The organism is Bacillus cereus group sp. MG16 (genome assembly GCF_040459875.1).
GTDB lineage: Bacteria > Bacillota > Bacilli > Bacillales > Bacillaceae_G > Bacillus_A > Bacillus_A paranthracis.
On the sequence record NZ_JARVHE010000001.1, the window covers coordinates 1,116,998 to 1,134,927 of the forward strand.

The following is a 17,930-nucleotide window of genomic DNA, read 5'->3' on the forward strand; positions in this document are numbered from 1 at the left end:
GCTAACAAGATGAGTTTTCAACTTCATCCCGATACAACACTTGATGTTGTTCATTTATATGTATCAAATATAAAGAAATCACTAGAGTTTTATACAGAAGTACTAAGTATGAAAGTACTAAAAGAAGATGAAATGGTCGTTACATTTGGGAATGAAAATAACGAACCACTCCTTATCATTGAAGAAAAGAAGGAAGCCTTACCAAAGCAAAGAGGGAGAACGGGTTTATATCATTACGCAATTTTATTACCGAGCAGACAGGATTTAGCGAATATCCTTCGTCATCTTGTAGAAATGGTTTATCCACTGCACGGCGGAGCTGACCATTACTTTAGTGAGGCCCTTTATTTAGCTGATCCAGATGGAAACGGGATTGAAATTTATCATGATCGTCAAAAAGAAGTTTGGCGTGATGAGAATGGAGAGCTACCATTTGTTAGTAACCCGTTAGCTGGTGAAGAATTATTGCAGCAAGGAATTACATGGAACGGATTTCCAGCTGGTACTGTGATGGGACATATTCATTTCCATGTAGCTGATTTGGAAGAAGCGAAACGTTTCTATGTGGATGGTCTTGGTTTTGAAGTAACGATCCCAGCTCGTAATGGGGCGCTCTTTGTATCGGCAGGTGGCTACCATCACCATATCGGTTTAAATACGTGGCAAGGTGAAGGAATACTACCGCAAATGCCAAATTCCGTTGGCTTGAAATATTTCACAATTGTATTAGCAAATGAAAAACAAAAAGAGCAAGTATGTGAAAGCTTAAAAAATATTGGCAAGATTGCTACGTACAAAGATGGAATATTACAAGTAGAGGATCCATTTGGACATTGTATCCATTTCAAAATAAAAGGAGAAGCCTAATTAATCCGTACCCTTTGTAAAGGACATTTTAAAAAAAGTTAGGCGGCATCAAGAAGATGATTTCTGTATTCAACAGGGGTCATCTTCTTTAAATTCCACTGATAGCGGTGTTGATTATAGTATTTCATATAGTCTTTAATTTCTTGTTTTAACTGAGTGAAAGATGTACAAGTTTTTATGTGTGCTTCATCTTTAAAGTGCCCAAAAAAGGATTCTTGAGGGGCATTATCCCAACAGTTTCCTCGTCTTGACATGGATTGTCCTAGCTTTAATTTTTTGACCAACTTTTGATAGGTAGGGCTTGTGTAATGAGCTCCTTGATCTGAATGAATATATGCATCTGGTGTTAATTCCACTTTCTTATTCCTCTTTAGTTTACGAAGAGTTGTCGTTGCGATATCTAGAGTAAGCCGTTCTGAAACATGATAAGCCAAAACTTCATTCGTAGACCCGTCTAGAATGGTAGATAAGTATCCTTTCTGATTTTTGCCATAAAACAGGTATGTGATATCTGTAAGAAGTACCTTTCCAGGTATACCTTGCCTGAATTCTCGTTTTAATTGATTAGGTACTACAAAGTGTTCTTTCGTCGCTTTCAACATTCTTTTATAGGGATTCGCTTTCCGAATGGGACAGACAATTCCATATTTTTTCATGATTCTTCGGATGCGTTTTAAATTGTAAACAACTTGAAATTGACCCGCCAATGTCATTTTAATTTGACGAGCCCCTTTCTTTCGGTTTTTAAATTGAAATGCCTTTACTATGAGCTCTTTCGCCATTTCATCTTGATGCATTCTTTTCTCTCGCTGACTTTGAGCAGTAGCGGAAAAATAATGATAGTATCCAGAGCGCGAAACACCAGCGATCTCACACAAATATCTCACCATATTTTTCAGGTTATACCTTTCAATAATAGTACGAATTAAGATGTATTTCTGACTGGGGTGTAACCTTATTTCTTTCCCATCCTCCCTTCCATAAGCTTGATCTTTTTTAATAATTCATTTTCAGCTTTTAATAAGTTTCGTTCCGCTTCTAAACGTGCATATTTCTCTTCTAATGTAAGTTCTTTCTCTGACTTTCTTCCGGAGTTATCCTTACGTGTATCTCTTAAACCAAATACCCCCCTTTCCTTATAGGAAGTACGCCATCGATTTCCTGATGATACAACACGTTGTAGACCGATGACATCTATATCAAATCCACATTCTTCAAAAATAATACGAGGTGGTTTTCCTTTTTCATTTTCTTCAATAAAAATACGTTTGAATTCATCTGTATAAGTAATCCCTTTCTGACTGACTGATTTTACGTATCGATTCTTTGATAGTGCTTGAACTTCTTTTTCTGTGAACAGTTTTTTCGTCATTTTGAAATTTCTCCGATTCTCATTTTTCTCTCATTATACAAGAAAGACCCTATAGAATAGACTTTTTTTTAAGTGTCTATTCTATAGGGTACATTTTAAATAAAGGCTTCTCCTTTTTACTTTCTTATAATGGCTTTTTCATTTTGGACAAATAGTTCATCAAATTGCTTCGCAAGCTCAAAATCGAGTTTCGTTAAACCTTTTGCATTCCAAGATGACAAAGTAATAATGACTGCTTTATACTGGATAAGGATAAATGGGTGGTGATTATGTTCTTCTGATAGTTTGGCGGCTTCAGAGACAAATTCGACTCCTTTTAAGTAGTCGGAAAACATATATTTTCTTTCAATCCATTTTTCATCCTTTACTACCCATTTATCTAACTTCAATAATTCCTCTTGAACTTCTTCTTCAGTTAATCGTAGCATCATTTTTCACATCCTTTACTGGAAGTAGCGTAAGACCATTGTTAATAAGACGTGTTACAGCTTCATCCGTTGTGAAAGTAGAAAGTTGTTGTAATAATGCTGCTGATGTTTCATGCCCTTTGTTATGCTCTAAAAGCAATTCTAATATTTCAAGGCGAAGTAACCATTCTTTCGGATACAATTTATTTAATACTTCTTGAATTGCTACTAATTGCTCGATATGCGCGTCGTGTAAAATACCTTCATTTCGAATGTCACGAACGGTTTGATACATACGTTCAAGTTCATTCAGTACAAGTGGAGCAGGTATTTCTTGGATTTCTTCATCCATTGGGAAAAATGCTGCAGCATCTGCGGCACCTGGGAATACCGAAGTAATTGTTGAACCAACAGCCATATCAAATGAGCCCCATGAAGCATCAAATAAAACGCGGTCGTTATAAGTAACTGTGCAATTGATAAAGGAAATAAGCGCAATTTTTTTATCGTTTTTTACAATATCTGTTACTGTTCCTTTTACATGAATACCACTTGCAAAAGTAAACTCAGCAATATTTCCAATTGTAATTCCTAATGATTGTAATTGTTCATCTGTACAATTTTCTAATGCAATATTTTCAGTGAGTAATCCAATTGGTGTTCCAAACCCGTCACTGTGTACAGACGTAGAATGATTCGCTAGTTGTTTATTGTGAATTGCTAATGCTGTTGGCGAGCTCGTTCGCATATAAATCAATTCACCTGCATCGTTTTCAATTGTCTCGGTAAATGTACCTGTAATTTGTAAGCCGCTATTTAATTCAGCAGTTGCATGATTTTCAGAGCGAATTGCTTTTTCTAATCCTTCTTTACCACCTGTTTTAAAGGCCATCGTTTCAGAGAATTTCTCAAGTGCTTCTGTTAATTCTTCAAATGATTCACAAACAAATAGTTGTGGTTGCATTTTTGTTACGTCATAAGTTGTACTTGTACATGCCTCTATAGAGAATGGAACCTTTTCTACAGCGTCTGTTAAGCAATATTTGCTTTCGCCAACAGAAGAAAGGAGACCAGCACCATATATTTTTGGAGCATCTATATTTCCAATTAATCCATATTCTACTGTCCACCAGAAAAGACGTGAAATTTGTTCCGCTTCTGATAAGCCAGAAACTAACTTTTGTTTTTCAAGTACATTATTCTCAGCAGCTGTAACTTCATCAGGAGTAGAAGTAGGGCTTTCTTTTACAATTGTTAATGTACGAACAGCTTCGAATGCATCATGTTCTTCTTTTGTTGAGAAAGCTTTTGCACCAATTTGTCCAAATCGTTTCACATATTTTGCATATGTAGGATCAAGTAAAATAGGTGCGTGTCCTGCAGCTTCGTGTACAATATCTGGAGCTGGTGTATACTCGATATTCTCTACCTTACGAATATCTGTTGCGATTGGTAGCAATCCGTGCCCTTGAAAATCGAAAAATGCGACGCCAGGAATAAGTCCGTCAATCGTTACAGCGCCCCAGCCGCTTGGCGCCAAACATTCATTCATTCATTTCTTCTACCTTTGGAATTGCATCTATATTAATACCAGATGATTGTAGTCCGTTCACATAGGCTGGATGAGCAACGTCTTTTAAGAAGTTATGATTTTGCCTCATAATGTAACGCCATACAGCGTGGTTCACCGGTGTGTATTGATCATAATGCTGTGTGGATACGAATGGTTTTAAATGCGATGGAATTTCTGTTTTCTTTGTCATTTAGACATCCTCCTTTTTTAAAATAAAATTAAGTATCGGTTTCGTATAGCTTGTATCACCCCCTTTCAAAATTGTAAGCGCTTATAAAATTTTATCATAAGATTCGGAATTATTTAACATTTGTTTCTGTGAGAAATAGAAAAAGCCCCTATCGGAAAATCCGATAGGGGCGAAAGAATCGCGGTACCACCTTATTTGTAAGTGAAAATATACTTACATCTCAATTAATGATAACGGAAAAACTCCGTCTTTTCCTTCATGTCTATAATAATTTTTTATCCCGGTTTAATGGGCAGTAAGACCCTCACCTTAAAATTCAGCGAAAGCAAAGAAGTTAGGTGGGGATCGGGCTGCCGATAAAAGCCCGATTGGTGAGGGCTGATTAAAGTTTCACTTTATTTCACATCTAAATCAACATTTAAATTAGATGTATTTCCAGCTGCATCTGTTGCTACAATGTGAATTGTATTTTTACCTTCTTGTAATTGAGTACGATCTAAATAAATGCCGTAATTTTTCTCCCAAGGATTTAGGAATGCACTTTCCCATACACCATTTCCGTTGATTTCATACTGTAGTCTCACTGGAATTCCAGGTGCTACCCAACCAGATTCTGTCATCCAATCTAGTAAGATATCATCCATTTTTCCTGTGATTACAAGGTTTTCTTGGTCAATTTCGTATGTTAACTTAGGTGCAGTTCTATCAAGAAATACAGCAGCTGTTTGTTTTGTTTCCCCACCAGAATTAGAGGCAACTGCTTCGATTTGGTATAGACCGTCAGCTAACGGAGTACCATCTGCTTTTGTACCATTCCATTTGAAAGGTTTGTATCCAGCTGTTTCATTTTTAGCTTGATGGATAATCCCTTGGTACGTTACACGTTCTTTTGTAACTAAATTTGCGTGCAATGTTACATCATCCACAGGTGCAACTAAATAGTAGTTGATGAGATTATCGTCTAATATTTGGTCACCATTTGGACTAAATGTAGAATTAATAATTTCGAGTCCATCTATACGTTTGTAATCTTTAGGATCGATACTAAATGTAAATGGAATGCGAGTTTCTTCCTTCTTACCTTGTTCTTTTATATACACATTTCCAGTATAGACACCTTGGGGTAGCGAACTATCGACAGTGATAGTAAATGGTTTTTCGGTACTACTATTCGGCTGTATGCTAATCGATGAAGGTACAGAAGTTTTTACTTTTGTTTTTGTGTTTGTGTTTGTATCTAGCAATTCCACACGAGTTGAAAAACTTTTCTTTTTACTAGATAGATTTTGTAACGTAATATTTTGCGTCAGTTTTACTTTACCACTGTTTGGCTTTATAAGACCGAAGCTCACATTGTTAGGTTTGACTAATACATCTGTTTGAGCTGCTTTCGGGATGTTAATTAAACCAGATCCTTGTGTCATAATAGGATATGTATTTTCATTCACATCTTTTAAAGTTTTTGCGGTATTGGCAAGGGATGCTTTTAATTGCTCTGTCGTCCAATCAGGATGCATTTGACGCAAGAGGGCAACCGCTCCAGCTACTTGTGGAGCAGCCATACTTGTACCATTATGAGATTCATAGCCGCCTCTCGGTACTGTACTCGTAATTTGTACGCCAGGTGCAATTATATCTGGTTTTATAAGCCAACTTCCTTGTGACGGACCTCTGGAACTGAAGTTAGCAATCAATTCGGTTGGATTTGGTTGGCCAATTTTTATATTTTTCTTACGCTTTGTAATTAAGTTTTTCAACTCTTCACCGTCTATATTTGATAATTGCATAACTGGAAGGGCTAGATTTTCACGCATAAAATATTCTGGCATAATATTGATTTCTTTTTCTGTAGAAATGAATAGTACACCAACTGCACCAGCTTGTTTCGCTTGTTCTGCTTTTACTAACGTACTAGAAGTACCTTGTAAAACAAGTGCAAATTTCCCTTTCACATCTTGTTTTGCATAATCACTTGGATTACCATAGCCAACGTATACAAGAGGGGAATCATTTCCTATTGGGAAATCGGACTTTGATAACGGTAACCCTTGATATGTTTTGCTGGAACCAGCTACTTGGAACGTTGGAAACGGAATAGAAACTGTAGATGCTCCAACTGATATCACGCTACTTGCATTTCCAGGTGCATCAACAGACCAAGGTTTTGGACCATCATTTCCATTGGAAACGACTGCAGTAACCCCAAGCTTTGCTGCACGTTCTAACGTTAAAGTTACAGGCTGATCAGGTACATTTAAATCTTGTCCAAGGGATAGATTTAACACATCAGCACCATCTTGAATTGCTCGTTCAATACCTTGAATAATATCATCTGTTGTACCAGTACCACCGTCATTCATGACACGATAAGCTAAAATAGAAGCATTTGGAGCAACGCCTTTAATTTTTCCGTTACCAGCAATAATTCCAGCTACATGAGTACCGTGTACGTTACCATCCATTGGATCATTATCTTCATCAACTGTGTCATATCCACCGATATAATTTGCTTTTAAGTCAGGATGTGTATAGTCTACACCAGAGTCGATAATTGCTACTTTCATCCCTTTTCCATTAAGCGGTTTGCCAGATGGGTCTTTTAAATTCCATGCTTCAGTTGCACCAATTGTCGGTCCGCCGATATTTGGTGCCTCTTCATTAGTAGTACTTTTTGATGTTTCATGTAATTTATATGTTAAGTTCGGGTAGACTGCTTTTACTTCGGGTAAAGAAGCAAGAGCAGTAATTTGATCTCCAGGAACTGAAATAGAGAATCCAGAAAATAACGTATTATACACTTCTTTAATTTTTGCACCAGGTGCTTTTTCTGTTATTTTCTTAGTCGTATCTTCTTGTGCTTTTTTAAGCTCAGCATGATAAGACTGTGCATTATTATTTTGTAAATCTGGAGCATGCTGAATGTTACTTTGTGAAGCGAGTGGAGCATGTTGCAATTCTACAATGACAGAAATTTCTTTTGATGTTTTTGTTTCAACATTTTGTGCGATTTTGTTTTCTCCCCATTGTTCAATGTTCGCTTTTAACTGTGGACTAAATTGTTTCTCCTTTTGCAGCGATTCAGCATGTGCGCTTAAAGCTCCAAAACTGGAAAAGACGAGCGCCATACTTAATAGTGTAGATGTAGTTTTTTTCATTGAAACTCCCCCTAATAAAAAGTGCTAATATTCCGAAAGATTATCTTACAAATTTATCTCGAATTACATAATCGGATGTTAGCTAAACTATATTTTCGACATAATTCATACCAATCCTCTAGGAATTTAAAATTTCTTGGGAAATTTTTTCTGATTATGTCGAATAGGTATTTTTTACATATTGTAGGTGGAAATTGAGGAATGCTATGAGGGAAATGGAGGGGTGTTATGAAACGGTTCATAGTAAGCGTTGGTACAATGTTAGTCGTATTTTTATGTTCAACCATTAATAGTAGCGCAGAAAATAATGAATTTAAAATTGCTTTTATTCGTCATCATGACCTCTGGATTAAAGTTGATGGAAAAGAAAAACAACTTACAAAAGGAGAGTATATAACAGGGCCAAAGTGGTCTCATGATGGAGAGTGGCTGGCATATGTAAAAGGAAAGAAACAAAGTAATCTTGAGTTATATCGGCTAAAAGATGGAAGAAAAGTTACGCCGTTTCACTCAGAAGTATCAAATTATCAATGGTCACCAACAGAAAATATAATTGCATTTATATTTACAGGTACATTACATACCTTCGAGGTAGAAAAAAAGAATGCAGATTTTGAAAATGTATCGGCTGGTGTAGGTGATTATGCATGGTACCCGAATGGAAAGAAGTTTCTTGTATCTTCTGAAGCACACTTACTTCCAACTGGATGGACAGGAGCACAGCTATATGAAGTGCAAAAAGATGCCCATATGAACCCTCATAAAATGAAACATTTGTATGCATTGCCAAATGAACATGATGATTTCCTAGCGCTAGTTGCAAGTGGCTTTCAGTGGTCGCCAGATCAAAAGTGGATTTCATTTTTAGCAGTACCGACAGCTTCATGGTCAGCTGATAGTAATACGCTTTGCTTAGTTCGTGCAGATGGTAGTCGTTTTGAAAAGGTAGATCAAATGTTATTAAACACACAATGGTTCAAATGGGCGCCAACCAACAATATATTGGCCTATATTGAAGGAAGCGGGAGAGTTGCGTTAGAGAATAAACATTTAAAAGTAAAAGAATTGCCAGCACTTCAGCAGAACACATTTACGCCGCAAGGATATGTTGATTGGGATTTTGCATGGAAGAACGATAACGTAATTATCGTCTCTCGAGCAAAAGAGGGAGGATTTGAAACATTGCCAGAAAAAAGGCCACTACCATCTTTATATGAGGTTGATAGTACAAGCAATGTACAGCATCGAATCACAAAGCCACCTCATAAGCAGGGTGATTATCATCCAATCTTTATGAAGAAGAGCAATCAATTAATATGGATACGTTCAGACCGTAAGAAAGCAGATGTATGGCTTGCTCATAGAGATGGAAAGCATGAAATGAAGTGGATTGAAAATATAGATGTACCAGAGTGGTATTATGAGAAATGGAATTGGGGAAATGTTATATCGGTGAAATAACAATAAAAAATCTGCCTAAAAGATAATTTTAAGCAGATTTTTTATTATTATTTATGCGTTTTATTTGGCTTCTTTTTCGCTGGGTTTCCGTTTCCCTGACGTTTTCTATTTTGTTCATCTTTTGCTTGTTTTTCATGCAGCGTATCTAAAAAATCATTCGAGTTACTCATTTTTCTATCGCTCCTTTCATTTCGTCCTAATTACTATAACCATTTAGGAGGATAATCATGAGATAAAAAGTTAAGCGCTTAGTTTTCTTCGATAGTATACGTAAAATATGCCATACGTAATAAGTAGCATAAATAAAATTTGTAACTCTACATTTTCTTTTAAAATAGTTGCGACAGAAGTTGGTAAGTATGGTGATGTATTACTCGTTTCTATACCTAACCATTTGTTTAAGAGATTAATGGTACAAAACATAAAAACACCAGACCAGCTTGCAATAATTGCTTTCTGTTTAATTTTTGTTTCACGTTCATCATCTGTAATCCAAGGATTAGAAGTTTTATCACTACTAAAAAATCCGTTTATATATCCCCATATAATCATGCCAATTAAGATAGTTAGCCATTTCATATGTATGTTTCTCCTCTCTCTTGTAAAAAGTGTTTTACATATACAATTGTAATGTTTTCCAATTTGTTGTGTCAAATATTTTTTACATATCAGTTTTGTATGTAGCAGGAATAAAGAATGGAATAGGGAAGAAATATGTAAGAGGATTTCATATTGAGAGGAGGATGGGTATGAAACTCGTCTTTGTTCGGCACGGTGAAGGAGAACATACAAAAGATTTGCCGGCAAGTTTACAAGTGCTGCATCCACCATTAACGGATGAGGGAAGGAATCAGGCTGGATTCATTCAATACAATGTACCATTACAGGAAACGGATATATTAATCGCTAGCTCTACACTTAGAACTTTACAAACGGCGGCGATATGGAGTGAGAAAGTAGCTTGTCAAAAAATCGTCCATCCATATGCATCCCCACGTATTTTTCCTTATCGAGAAGGAGCAAAAACATTACCATGTGACCACATAGTAGATCAGGGGGTAATAACAAATTTATTTCCACATTTTTTGATAGAGAAAAGTACAAATAAACAGCTATGGACGGAAGGTATAAATACTATTCCAGAGAATCGTTTTCAGCAAATCGTAGATGAATTTCTTCTTTGGTGTTGTCAGCTAGGCGCTGAAAGAATTTGCATTGTATCTCACGAAGGGACAATTACTGCGTATCGGCAATATTTACAAAAAGTCGTTTTAACTAGAGCTGATTTTTTGCAAGAAACGGGTATATATGAAATGGATGTATCCTTTAAAAGTCTAATTGGTGAAATCTAATTATAGGATGGAGGGTGTATGTTGAATGTTGCACTAGTAGTTGGTTTTAATTCGGATTTAGAGGCGCAATCAATCCGAGCATCGCTTGAATATTTTGGTGCAAGAGTTGTAACATATTGGATTGGTAGACCGAAAGATTTTATAGAAGTTCTTTCTGGAAAGAACTTATTTAACGATATCAATTATATTATTTTTTGCTTTCATGGTGAGGAAGGAAAGTTTGTCATGGAAGAGTTGGGTGAAGATATATATGAACAAGATGAACCGAGAGGATACTTTGGTGCAGAAGAAATTTATAAATATGCAAAATTGCATAATACAAATATTGTAAATAGTGGGTGTACGTTAGGGGAACAAAAACTAGCAGAATCTTTCTTACGTAGTGGTGCGAAATCGTATATTGGATCGATAGATTATGTAGATGGGAATGCAGCACTTATGTTTACAATACGTTTATTTTATGGGCTTATTAACTATGAAAAAACGTTAGGAGAGGCTTTTGAAGAAGCACAGTTAATTGATAAAGAGACACATACATTTCGATTATATAAGTAGTGTGAAACACGTTTATTCTATATTCGAATAAACGTGTTTCACATTTAACTCACATTTTTTTTACATTTTCTTCAATGAAAACCATTATCACTTATGGTATGATATGTTCAAGTTTTTACGGGTAATAAAAGTTACTATATAAACGTTAGTTTTTAATGTTTCATACACATGTCACGGAATATTCATAATTAACGTTTGAAAAATAAGTAACTAATGTTATTATATTATCTGTAACTAACTTAATTACAACTTTAGGAGGAAGATATGGTTATTCAATTTTTAAGAGAAAACAAAGCAGTTTCTTTTGTATTAGCAGTAATTCGAGTATATCTTGGTTACACATGGTTAATGGCTGGAATCGGTAAACTACAAGGAAAAGGATTCGATGCAACTGGTTATTTACAAGGTGCAATTGAAAAATCTAAAGGAGCACAACCGGCTGTTCAATCTTGGTGGGCATCATTTTTACAAGATTTCGCAATTCCAAACGTTGATCTATTTAATACACTTGTAACGTGGGGAGAAATTTTAGTCGGAATTGGTTTAATTGTAGGCTGTTTAACAAAAACAGCGGTCTTTTTCGGTCTTGTAATGAACTTTTCCTATATGTTTAGTGGGTCAATTGGTGTGAATCCTGAAATGGTTATTCTATCAATGTTCGTTCTAGTTTCTGGTATGAATGCTGGTAAATTTGGAATAGATGGTTTCGTTATTCCGAAAGTATTAGGTTCAAAAACTCAAAAACGCCAAAAGCAAGCTGCTTAATATATGAAAGCGGGTATCTCAAAATGAGATACCCGCTTATTTTTCAGTTATTATAGGGTTTTTGTCAAAGAATTCTTTCACATACCCTACAAACTCCTGTGGTTCCTGACGAAATGGTGCGTGATAACCTTTTTCGATAATATGGAAAGTACTATTTTTTAAAAATTGATGATACGTTTGGCCCTCTTTCCAAGAAACGCTACTATCATTTCTTCCCCATATAATTAAGGTTGGTTGTTTTATTTCATTTGCATTAATTTGAAGACGTCTAGGCCATAATTTCATTTTATTGTAATGCTCTTCATCATTACGTTTAAATTTCACTTTGCTCTCATCATAATCTGCAATGGCAGAAACGGTATTTAAATCAGTCGACAACTGTGGTCTTGGTGATCCTTGTTTATTAACGAGTGTATGAGGACCGCCCGTAGCATCAGTTAAAATAAGGTGGGTAACGGCTTCTGGATATAAATATGTTAAATTTAGAGAAATTTCTCCGCCCATTGAGTGGCCCAATATTGCAAACGAATCGTAACCTAGTTTTTTCATTAATTTATAATACAAATTTGCATGGGTTGGGAAAGAATAATAAAAATCCATCGGCTTAGATGAGCGCCCGAATCCTAAAGCATCTACAGAAATAATTGTATGATCTTTTGCTAAGTCTGAGTAAATCTTTTGAAAACCATCTGATGATCCTCCAAATCCATGGATCATAAGTAAAGGTGGCTTTTCGTTACCAATCTGCTTAAAGTAAATGGTTTGACCATCTACTTCCACCATCTTTTCCTCAGTAGCTAGTTTCGCTGTAAGTGTATTTTTAACTTGTTTTACTTGTTCTACTGGTTTTTCTGCTGCACTACATCCTACTAATAGTGTAAGAGTAAGACAACCTACCATAAAATAGCTAAATCGCCTCAATTAGGTGTCCCCTTTCTAACATAACGCTGTATCTATCATAGCAAATAGCATATTACGATTTCCAGGAAGTTGGCTACCATTTTTAATCATAAGAGGTGAAAGGAGCGTTTCTTGGAAATTTTCTGTTTGAAGAAATTTGCGAAATGAAAATTGTGAATGTGGGACATCAATTCTTACTGTGCCATTCCAACATTCACATATGTTTTGTAGTAATTGAATAGCATCTTCTTCTCGTTTGGCGATAAGTGGATTGATACATAATGTATTACCTTTTTGTATGCATAAGGAAAAAGCTTCTATACAGTTATGTCTCTCAATTTTAAAAGAGTGGCTTGTTCTTGGTAATAGTAATGAATACAGTAAAGAACGATCGGCACCAGTTGTAATTTGATCGAGAGAAATAAGCGATATAATGTCTTTTTCTTTTACTTGTTGTGTATGAGTGATATGTGTCTTAGTAGTTTGTTTTTCAAAACGATGAATCGTCGTTACTGTTTGAAATCCGCATGATGTATAAAGAGGCTCGCCAGCTTTTGTTGCAATAAGTGCAATTGGTTGTTTTGTAAGAGTGTGTTCTAAGCAGTGATTAAGCAAAATACGCCCGATGCCTCGGCCTTGAAAATGAGGATGGACGATTAACATACCAATAGTAGAAAACCTATCTTTAAAAGGAAATACGCCTCCAGCTGCAATCAGTTTATTTTCATGCATATAACCGACAAGTGTACCGAGAGAAAGATACATTTCGAATTGTTTTTTCATAAATGCTTTATTTTGTAACCATCCAATAGCTTTACAAAGGTCGAGTAAATCAAAAATAAAAGATTCATCAAGCTTTATTATTTTCATAAATGCTCACCACATTTCTATTAATTTTCATAAAAGTAGATGGAAAATGTTAAATAAGAGATTTACGTTAAATGAAATCCAACTTGTTTATATTTTGATTGTAAAGGAGAAGATGGTTGATATGAAAAGACAAACTTATACAAATTATAACTGATATTTACATAAGTTAACAAAAAATTTACATATAACTAATTTTCTCTTAACAGTCTTCTATTAAATTTGATAGTGGGAAATGAATAACCTAATTAGGGGGACAAGACAGTGAAAAAGTTTGTGAAAAAAGCATGGCCATTTACAGTTGTGGCATCATTAGCAGTTACTTCGGTAGCAACATGGAATTTTACACGTTCTAGTGAAGTGAGTGCAGATGAGAACGCAAGCAATGCAAAGATTAAAAATGTCATTGTATTAATTGGGGATGGTATGGGCCCTTCATATATGACAGCTCACCGTTATATGAAAGATAATCCAAAAACTTTTGAGATGGAATCTACAGAGTTTGATAAACATCTTGTAGGAACACAAAAGACATATCCAGAAGATGAACATGAAAATATCACAGACTCTGCATCTGCAGCAACAGCTATGTCAGCAGGAATTAAAACATATAATGCAGCAATTGCAGTTGATAATGATAAAGCAGAAGTGAAAACTGTTCTTGAGCAAGCGAAAGAGAAAGGGAAATCAACAGGATTAGTTGCTACTTCTGAAATTACACATGCAACACCAGCTGCTTTCGGTGCGCATGACATTAGTCGTAAAAATATGGACGCAATTGCAAATGATTATTTTGATGAGAAAATTAAAGGGAAGCATAAAGTAGATGTTATGCTTGGCGGCGGCGTAAAAAACTTTGTTAGAAAAGATCGCAATCTTACAGAAGAATTTAAGAAATCTGGTTATAGTTACGTAACAGATCGAGATCAATTGTTAAATGATAAAAATGATCAAATTCTTGGTTTATTTGCACCAGGCGGTTTAGATAAAATGATTGACCGCAATGAGAAGACACCTTCATTAGAAGAAATGACAAATGCAGCAATTGAGCGTTTGAACAAAAATAAAAAAGGTTTCTTCTTAATGGTTGAAGGAAGTCAAATTGACTGGGCTGGACACGATAATGATATCGTTGGCGCAATGAGTGAAATGGAAGACTTTGAAAAAGCATTTAAAGCAGCGATTGAGTTTGCGAAAAAAGATAAAAATACGTTAGTTATTGCAACGGCAGACCACGCTACTGGTGGATTATCTTTAGGTGCAAATGGTGAGTATAACTTTAAAGTAGATCCAATTAAAGCTGCAAAACGCACACCAGACTTTATGGCAAATGAGATTGCAAACGGTGCAAATGTAGAAGAAACATTGAAAAAATATATTGATTTACAATTAACACCTGAAGAAATTAAAGCGGTAAATGATATTGCTCCTTCAAAAGATGTAACAAAGATTGATAATGCGATTGAAGATATTTTCAATAAGCGTTCGGTTACAGGATGGACAACAGGTGGACATACAGGAGAAGATGTAAACGTATATGCATTTGGCCCTGGTAAATACTTGTTCTCTGGCGTTCAAGAGAATACAAATATCGCGAAACGTGTCTTTGATATTGTTGGCGGTGGCGACCCGAATAAAGGAAGACGCTAATTATAAACGAAAGTGAGGCGAAATGCCTCACTTTTCTTTTTAGGAGATGGGAAGATGAGAGCTTTTTTCAGGGGGATAGGACCCATTCTAATAGGTGTATTATTGCTAGTTGGATGTCAATCCAAAGAGAATCAGATAGAACAAAAAGCTACTACAAAAGCTGAAGGAAAAGTACAAATAAAGAAAGAAGAAGAGAAAACGATTCAAGGTGTGATAGAGAAATTTGTACGGACGACAAATGAAAAAAATCTTATTGAACATATGGAGTTATTTTCAAAGAACATGCCTAGTGCTGAAGACTTAAAAACGCAAAAAGAAGCAGCTTTTCAAAAGGGAAATAAAAAAATTGAATTGGAACATATAGACATAAAAGCTAGTAAACCAGGATATGTTGTTGTTGAAACAAAAGAAAAGGAAATAGAAGGAGAGGTCACTATTCAGAAGAAAGTACAGTATGCACTTGGAAAAGAAGAGGATGGGTGGAAAATTGAAGAGGTTCGCACGATAGAGAAGAAATAAAGTGAAATTTTCCGTAAATAGCGCAAAAAGGTTCTCATTGGCGAGAACCTTTTTTTATAGTGGTAACATAATTTGATCTGAGCATGCTTCGATATCATCAATATCTTGGCGAATGGTTGCCATTTTATTATCAAGATCTTCAGCTTTCATTGCGGCATCATGTAGTTCATCTTTTAAATACTCAGGTATTTTCCCTTCATATTTATAATAAAGTTTATGTTCTAAACTTGCCCAAAAGTCCATTGCGAGCGTACGTAACTGAATTTCTGCAAAGACTTCTTTTGTACCAGAATTCAGTGATAAAGGATATTTAATAATCATGTGTAAACTTTTATATCCATTTTGTTTTGGATTAGCGATATAATCTTTTACCTCTATGATTTCCATATCTTCACGCTTTTGAATGACTTCTTTCAAATGATAGATATCTTCTACGAAGCAACATGTAATACGAATGCCAATGATGTCTTGTAAATGCGTTTGCGCATTTTCAACTGTCGGTAATAAATTTTTACGCTCAAGTTTTTTAATAATACTTTCAGGTTGTTTTAATCTTGTTTTTATATGTTCAAACGGGTTGTAATCCTCTAAAAATTGGGCTTCCCGGTTCATAATTTCAAATTTAGTTTTTAACTCTTCTAAAGCAAATGTATATGGTAGTACAAAAGCTTTCCAGTAGTTAACTGTTGATTGATTATATTCCATTTATATACACACCTTTTCCTATTTACAAGTGAGGTTGTTATTATACTAAACACCAAATCATGTAGGCGCAAGCAGCAAATGATGAGATCATAAAACGATATTTAGTTTTCATACTTTCAACTCCTTTCAAATAAAATTTTATATAAATAAACGTGATTGTTAATAAGTTCACTATGTACAGTTTCTATAGTAATAGATTCGTGTGAATTTCGTATGAACTAATTGTTTCAGCTTTTTGTCTTTTTTTGCAAATCATCATTATTCTCCATAATTTAAAGTGTTTTTATTTGATTTATTCATTTGTATAAATTAATGTATATTTGAATTTATAGTTATTAAGGAGGCTATACGGTGAACTTTGAAGAATTAGCAATTGCTAGACGTTCTGCAATGAAATTTGTACAAGGAATAGAAATCCCAGATGAGGACTTTAAAAAAATATTTGAGCTTACAAAGCTTTCTCCATCTTGTTACAATTTGCAACATACACATTATGTTGTAATTCGTGATCAAGAGCGCAAAGAAAGATTAAAAGAGTTAGCCTTCGGACAATATAAAGTATCGAGTGCATCTGCGGTAATACTTGTTTGTGGTGACAAGAGAGCATACCAAAATGTCGAAAATATTTATTTCGGTATGAAGGTTTTAAAGATGATTGATGAATGTGAGTATGAAGATACAATTAGGCAAACGAAAGGGCTATATGAAGGAAAAGGAGAACGCTTCATGGAAGAGGAAGCGATAAGAAATGCTTCGTTAAGTGCGATGACTTTTATGTACGCAGCTAAATATTATGGATATGATACGTGTCCAATGATCGGTTTTGATGAGAAAGCAGTACAAAGTGAATTGAATATGCCAGAGCATGTAGTACCTGTTTTAATGATTACGATAGGAAAAAGTGATACTACTAAAATTCGCCCACGAGGATATAGAAAACCAATTAGTGAGTTTGTTACATATGAGACATTTTAATAAAAAGTATAAAGTACTAAAAATAAAAGGGGGCTGTCCCATAAGTCTCTTTCGAAGTAAGATCACATGAAATTGAAAAGGCAGAAACGTTATAAAATCAACATTTCTGCCTTTCACTTTTTATACGATTTTGGCTAAAAAGCACCTTTTGGGACAGCCTCTTTTTGTTTTGCAATTGACAAATAGAATGAAGTTATATAATATTTAAATCGTAATCATTACGTTTTAGTTTGCGATTTTTAAAAGAAAGGAGAATTACATATGCGTGTAAATATTACATTAGCTTGTACAGAGTGCGGTGATCGTAATTATATTTCTAAAAAAAATAAACGAAACAATCCAGAGCGCATCGAACTAAAAAAATATTGTCCACGATTAAAGCGAGTAACGTTACATCGTGAAACGAAGTAGAAGACTAGAGATATCTCTAGTCTTTTTTCGTTTATCCCGCTATTTGCCGGGCAGTAAGACCTTTACCTCAAAATTCAGCGAAAGCAAAGAAGGTAGGTGGGGGTCTTACTGCCCGTAAAATCCCGATTGGTGAGGGCTGATTAAAGTTTCACTTTATATTTCTTTTGTTTGTTATAATTACCTTAAATTGTAATAAAGGGAGCGGT

General features: G+C 35.1%; 17 protein-coding genes and 1 pseudogene. 9 read left to right on the forward strand and 9 right to left on the reverse strand.

Going from position 1 to position 17,930, the window contains the following annotated elements:
- The first annotated feature begins 9 nt into the window (after positions 1 to 9).
- Positions 10 to 867, forward strand: a complete 858-nt coding sequence (locus QCI73_RS05785; RefSeq protein ID WP_353822630.1) for a VOC family protein — start codon at positions 10 to 12, stop codon at positions 865 to 867.
- A 38-nt stretch (positions 868 to 905) separates the two neighbouring features.
- On the opposite strand, the gene QCI73_RS05790 is transcribed toward QCI73_RS05785, so the two are convergent.
- The 4 genes and pseudogenes from QCI73_RS05790 to QCI73_RS05805 all read right to left on the reverse strand — a co-directional run bounded on the left by QCI73_RS05790 (position 906) and on the right by QCI73_RS05805 (position 7,564).
- Positions 906 to 2,239 (reverse strand): IS3 family transposase gene (locus tag QCI73_RS05790; protein ID WP_416274065.1). Its coding sequence is split into 2 segments (ribosomal slippage): positions 906 to 1,855 and positions 1,855 to 2,239, totalling 1,335 coding nucleotides; the frame shifts between segments, so codons are not numbered across the junction.
- A gap of 116 nt (positions 2,240 to 2,355) precedes the next feature.
- Positions 2,356 to 2,670, reverse strand: coding sequence for a 4a-hydroxytetrahydrobiopterin dehydratase (locus QCI73_RS05795; RefSeq protein ID WP_000979541.1), 315 nt, complete (start codon positions 2,668 to 2,670; stop codon positions 2,356 to 2,358).
- Positions 2,651 to 4,409 (reverse strand): annotated as a pseudogene (locus tag QCI73_RS05800) (aromatic amino acid hydroxylase). The gene QCI73_RS05795 and the pseudogene QCI73_RS05800 overlap by 20 nt, the downstream one beginning before the upstream one ends.
- 395 nt (positions 4,410 to 4,804) lie before the next feature.
- A complete protein-coding gene (locus QCI73_RS05805; protein ID WP_353822631.1) occupies positions 4,805 to 7,564 on the reverse strand; it encodes a S8 family serine peptidase in 2,760 nt (919 codons plus the stop codon).
- 228 nt (positions 7,565 to 7,792) lie between these two features.
- Between QCI73_RS05805 and QCI73_RS05810 the strand changes: the two genes are divergently transcribed.
- Positions 7,793 to 9,025, forward strand: a complete 1,233-nt coding sequence (locus QCI73_RS05810) for an eIF2A-related protein (RefSeq protein WP_353822632.1) — start codon at positions 7,793 to 7,795, stop codon at positions 9,023 to 9,025.
- Between the two features lie 47 nt (positions 9,026 to 9,072).
- On the opposite strand, the gene QCI73_RS05815 is transcribed toward QCI73_RS05810, so the two are convergent.
- Positions 9,073 to 9,195, reverse strand: coding sequence for a DUF4023 domain-containing protein (locus QCI73_RS05815; protein WP_000071861.1), 123 nt, complete (start codon positions 9,193 to 9,195; stop codon positions 9,073 to 9,075).
- A gap of 70 nt (positions 9,196 to 9,265) precedes the next feature.
- Positions 9,266 to 9,604 (reverse strand): phosphoglycerate mutase, encoded by a 339-nt coding sequence (locus tag QCI73_RS05820; RefSeq protein WP_353822633.1) that lies wholly within the window; start codon positions 9,602 to 9,604, stop codon positions 9,266 to 9,268.
- Between the two features lie 170 nt (positions 9,605 to 9,774).
- Here QCI73_RS05820 and QCI73_RS05825 point away from each other — a divergent pair, with 170 nt between their 5' ends.
- From QCI73_RS05825 to QCI73_RS05835, 3 genes are all read left to right on the forward strand, one after another.
- A complete protein-coding gene (locus QCI73_RS05825; RefSeq protein WP_353822634.1) occupies positions 9,775 to 10,377 on the forward strand; it encodes a histidine phosphatase family protein in 603 nt (200 codons plus the stop codon).
- An 18-nt stretch (positions 10,378 to 10,395) separates the two neighbouring features.
- Complete coding sequence (locus tag QCI73_RS05830) at positions 10,396 to 10,932, forward strand: delta-aminolevulinic acid dehydratase (RefSeq protein WP_353822635.1); 537 nt, start codon at positions 10,396 to 10,398, stop codon at positions 10,930 to 10,932.
- 264 nt (positions 10,933 to 11,196) lie between these two features.
- Positions 11,197 to 11,697: a DoxX family protein gene (locus QCI73_RS05835; RefSeq protein ID WP_000236600.1), complete on the forward strand. Its 501-nt coding sequence runs from the start codon at positions 11,197 to 11,199 to the stop codon at positions 11,695 to 11,697.
- Between the two features lie 36 nt (positions 11,698 to 11,733).
- Here the strand turns inward: QCI73_RS05835 and QCI73_RS05840 are convergent, their stop codons facing one another.
- Both QCI73_RS05840 and QCI73_RS05845 read right to left on the reverse strand, forming a co-directional pair.
- Complete coding sequence (locus tag QCI73_RS05840) at positions 11,734 to 12,618, reverse strand: alpha/beta fold hydrolase (RefSeq protein ID WP_327922475.1); 885 nt, start codon at positions 12,616 to 12,618, stop codon at positions 11,734 to 11,736.
- 15 nt (positions 12,619 to 12,633) lie between these two features.
- The gene (locus tag QCI73_RS05845; protein ID WP_353822636.1) at positions 12,634 to 13,467 is read right to left on the reverse strand and encodes a GNAT family N-acetyltransferase; all 834 of its coding nucleotides are present in this window, start codon (positions 13,465 to 13,467) and stop codon (positions 12,634 to 12,636) included.
- Between the two features lie 261 nt (positions 13,468 to 13,728).
- On the opposite strand from QCI73_RS05845, the gene QCI73_RS05850 reads away from it, so the two are divergent.
- Together QCI73_RS05850 and QCI73_RS05855 are read left to right on the forward strand one after the other, a co-directional pair.
- Positions 13,729 to 15,114: an alkaline phosphatase gene (locus tag QCI73_RS05850; RefSeq protein WP_353822637.1), complete on the forward strand. Its 1,386-nt coding sequence runs from the start codon at positions 13,729 to 13,731 to the stop codon at positions 15,112 to 15,114.
- A gap of 54 nt (positions 15,115 to 15,168) precedes the next feature.
- A complete protein-coding gene (locus tag QCI73_RS05855; RefSeq protein WP_353822638.1) occupies positions 15,169 to 15,633 on the forward strand; it encodes a hypothetical protein in 465 nt (154 codons plus the stop codon).
- 54 nt (positions 15,634 to 15,687) lie between these two features.
- On the opposite strand, the gene QCI73_RS05860 is transcribed toward QCI73_RS05855, so the two are convergent.
- Positions 15,688 to 16,338 carry a GTP pyrophosphokinase gene (locus QCI73_RS05860; RefSeq protein ID WP_000456217.1) on the reverse strand — a complete coding sequence of 217 codons (651 nt, stop codon included), beginning with the start codon at positions 16,336 to 16,338 and terminating at the stop codon, positions 15,688 to 15,690.
- A gap of 351 nt (positions 16,339 to 16,689) precedes the next feature.
- Here QCI73_RS05860 and QCI73_RS05865 point away from each other — a divergent pair, with 351 nt between their 5' ends.
- Positions 16,690 to 17,313 (forward strand): nitroreductase family protein, encoded by a 624-nt coding sequence (locus QCI73_RS05865; protein ID WP_327922478.1) that lies wholly within the window; start codon positions 16,690 to 16,692, stop codon positions 17,311 to 17,313.
- Positions 17,314 to 17,574: 261 nt separating this feature from the next.
- On the forward strand, positions 17,575 to 17,724 hold the full coding sequence (gene rpmG / locus QCI73_RS05870) for a 50S ribosomal protein L33 (protein WP_001265617.1): 150 nt from the start codon (positions 17,575 to 17,577) through the stop codon (positions 17,722 to 17,724).
- Positions 17,725 to 17,930 lie beyond the last annotated feature (206 nt).

Excerpts from the sequence above, each read along its gene's own strand:
- QCI73_RS05845 (WP_353822636.1), bottom strand. The coding sequence starts at position 13,467 with ATGAAAATAATAAAGCTTGATGAATCTTTTATTTTTGATTTACTCGAC.
- QCI73_RS05795 (WP_000979541.1), bottom strand. The coding sequence starts at position 2,670 with ATGATGCTACGATTAACTGAAGAAGAAGTTCAAGAGGAATTATTGAAG.
- QCI73_RS05830 (WP_353822635.1), top strand. The coding sequence starts at position 10,396 with ATGTTGAATGTTGCACTAGTAGTTGGTTTTAATTCGGATTTAGAGGCG.
- QCI73_RS05785 (WP_353822630.1), top strand. The coding sequence starts at position 10 with ATGAGTTTTCAACTTCATCCCGATACAACACTTGATGTTGTTCATTTA.
- QCI73_RS05815 (WP_000071861.1), bottom strand. The coding sequence starts at position 9,195 with ATGAGTAACTCGAATGATTTTTTAGATACGCTGCATGAAAAACAAGCA.
- QCI73_RS05825 (WP_353822634.1), top strand. The coding sequence starts at position 9,775 with ATGAAACTCGTCTTTGTTCGGCACGGTGAAGGAGAACATACAAAAGAT.
- QCI73_RS05805 (WP_353822631.1), bottom strand. The coding sequence starts at position 7,564 with ATGAAAAAAACTACATCTACACTATTAAGTATGGCGCTCGTCTTTTCC.
- QCI73_RS05855 (WP_353822638.1), top strand. The coding sequence starts at position 15,169 with ATGAGAGCTTTTTTCAGGGGGATAGGACCCATTCTAATAGGTGTATTA.
- QCI73_RS05810 (WP_353822632.1), top strand. The coding sequence starts at position 7,793 with ATGAAACGGTTCATAGTAAGCGTTGGTACAATGTTAGTCGTATTTTTA.
- QCI73_RS05820 (WP_353822633.1), bottom strand. The coding sequence starts at position 9,604 with ATGAAATGGCTAACTATCTTAATTGGCATGATTATATGGGGATATATA.
- QCI73_RS05835 (WP_000236600.1), top strand. The coding sequence starts at position 11,197 with ATGGTTATTCAATTTTTAAGAGAAAACAAAGCAGTTTCTTTTGTATTA.
- rpmG (WP_001265617.1), top strand. The coding sequence starts at position 17,575 with ATGCGTGTAAATATTACATTAGCTTGTACAGAGTGCGGTGATCGTAAT.
- QCI73_RS05860 (WP_000456217.1), bottom strand. The coding sequence starts at position 16,338 with ATGGAATATAATCAATCAACAGTTAACTACTGGAAAGCTTTTGTACTA.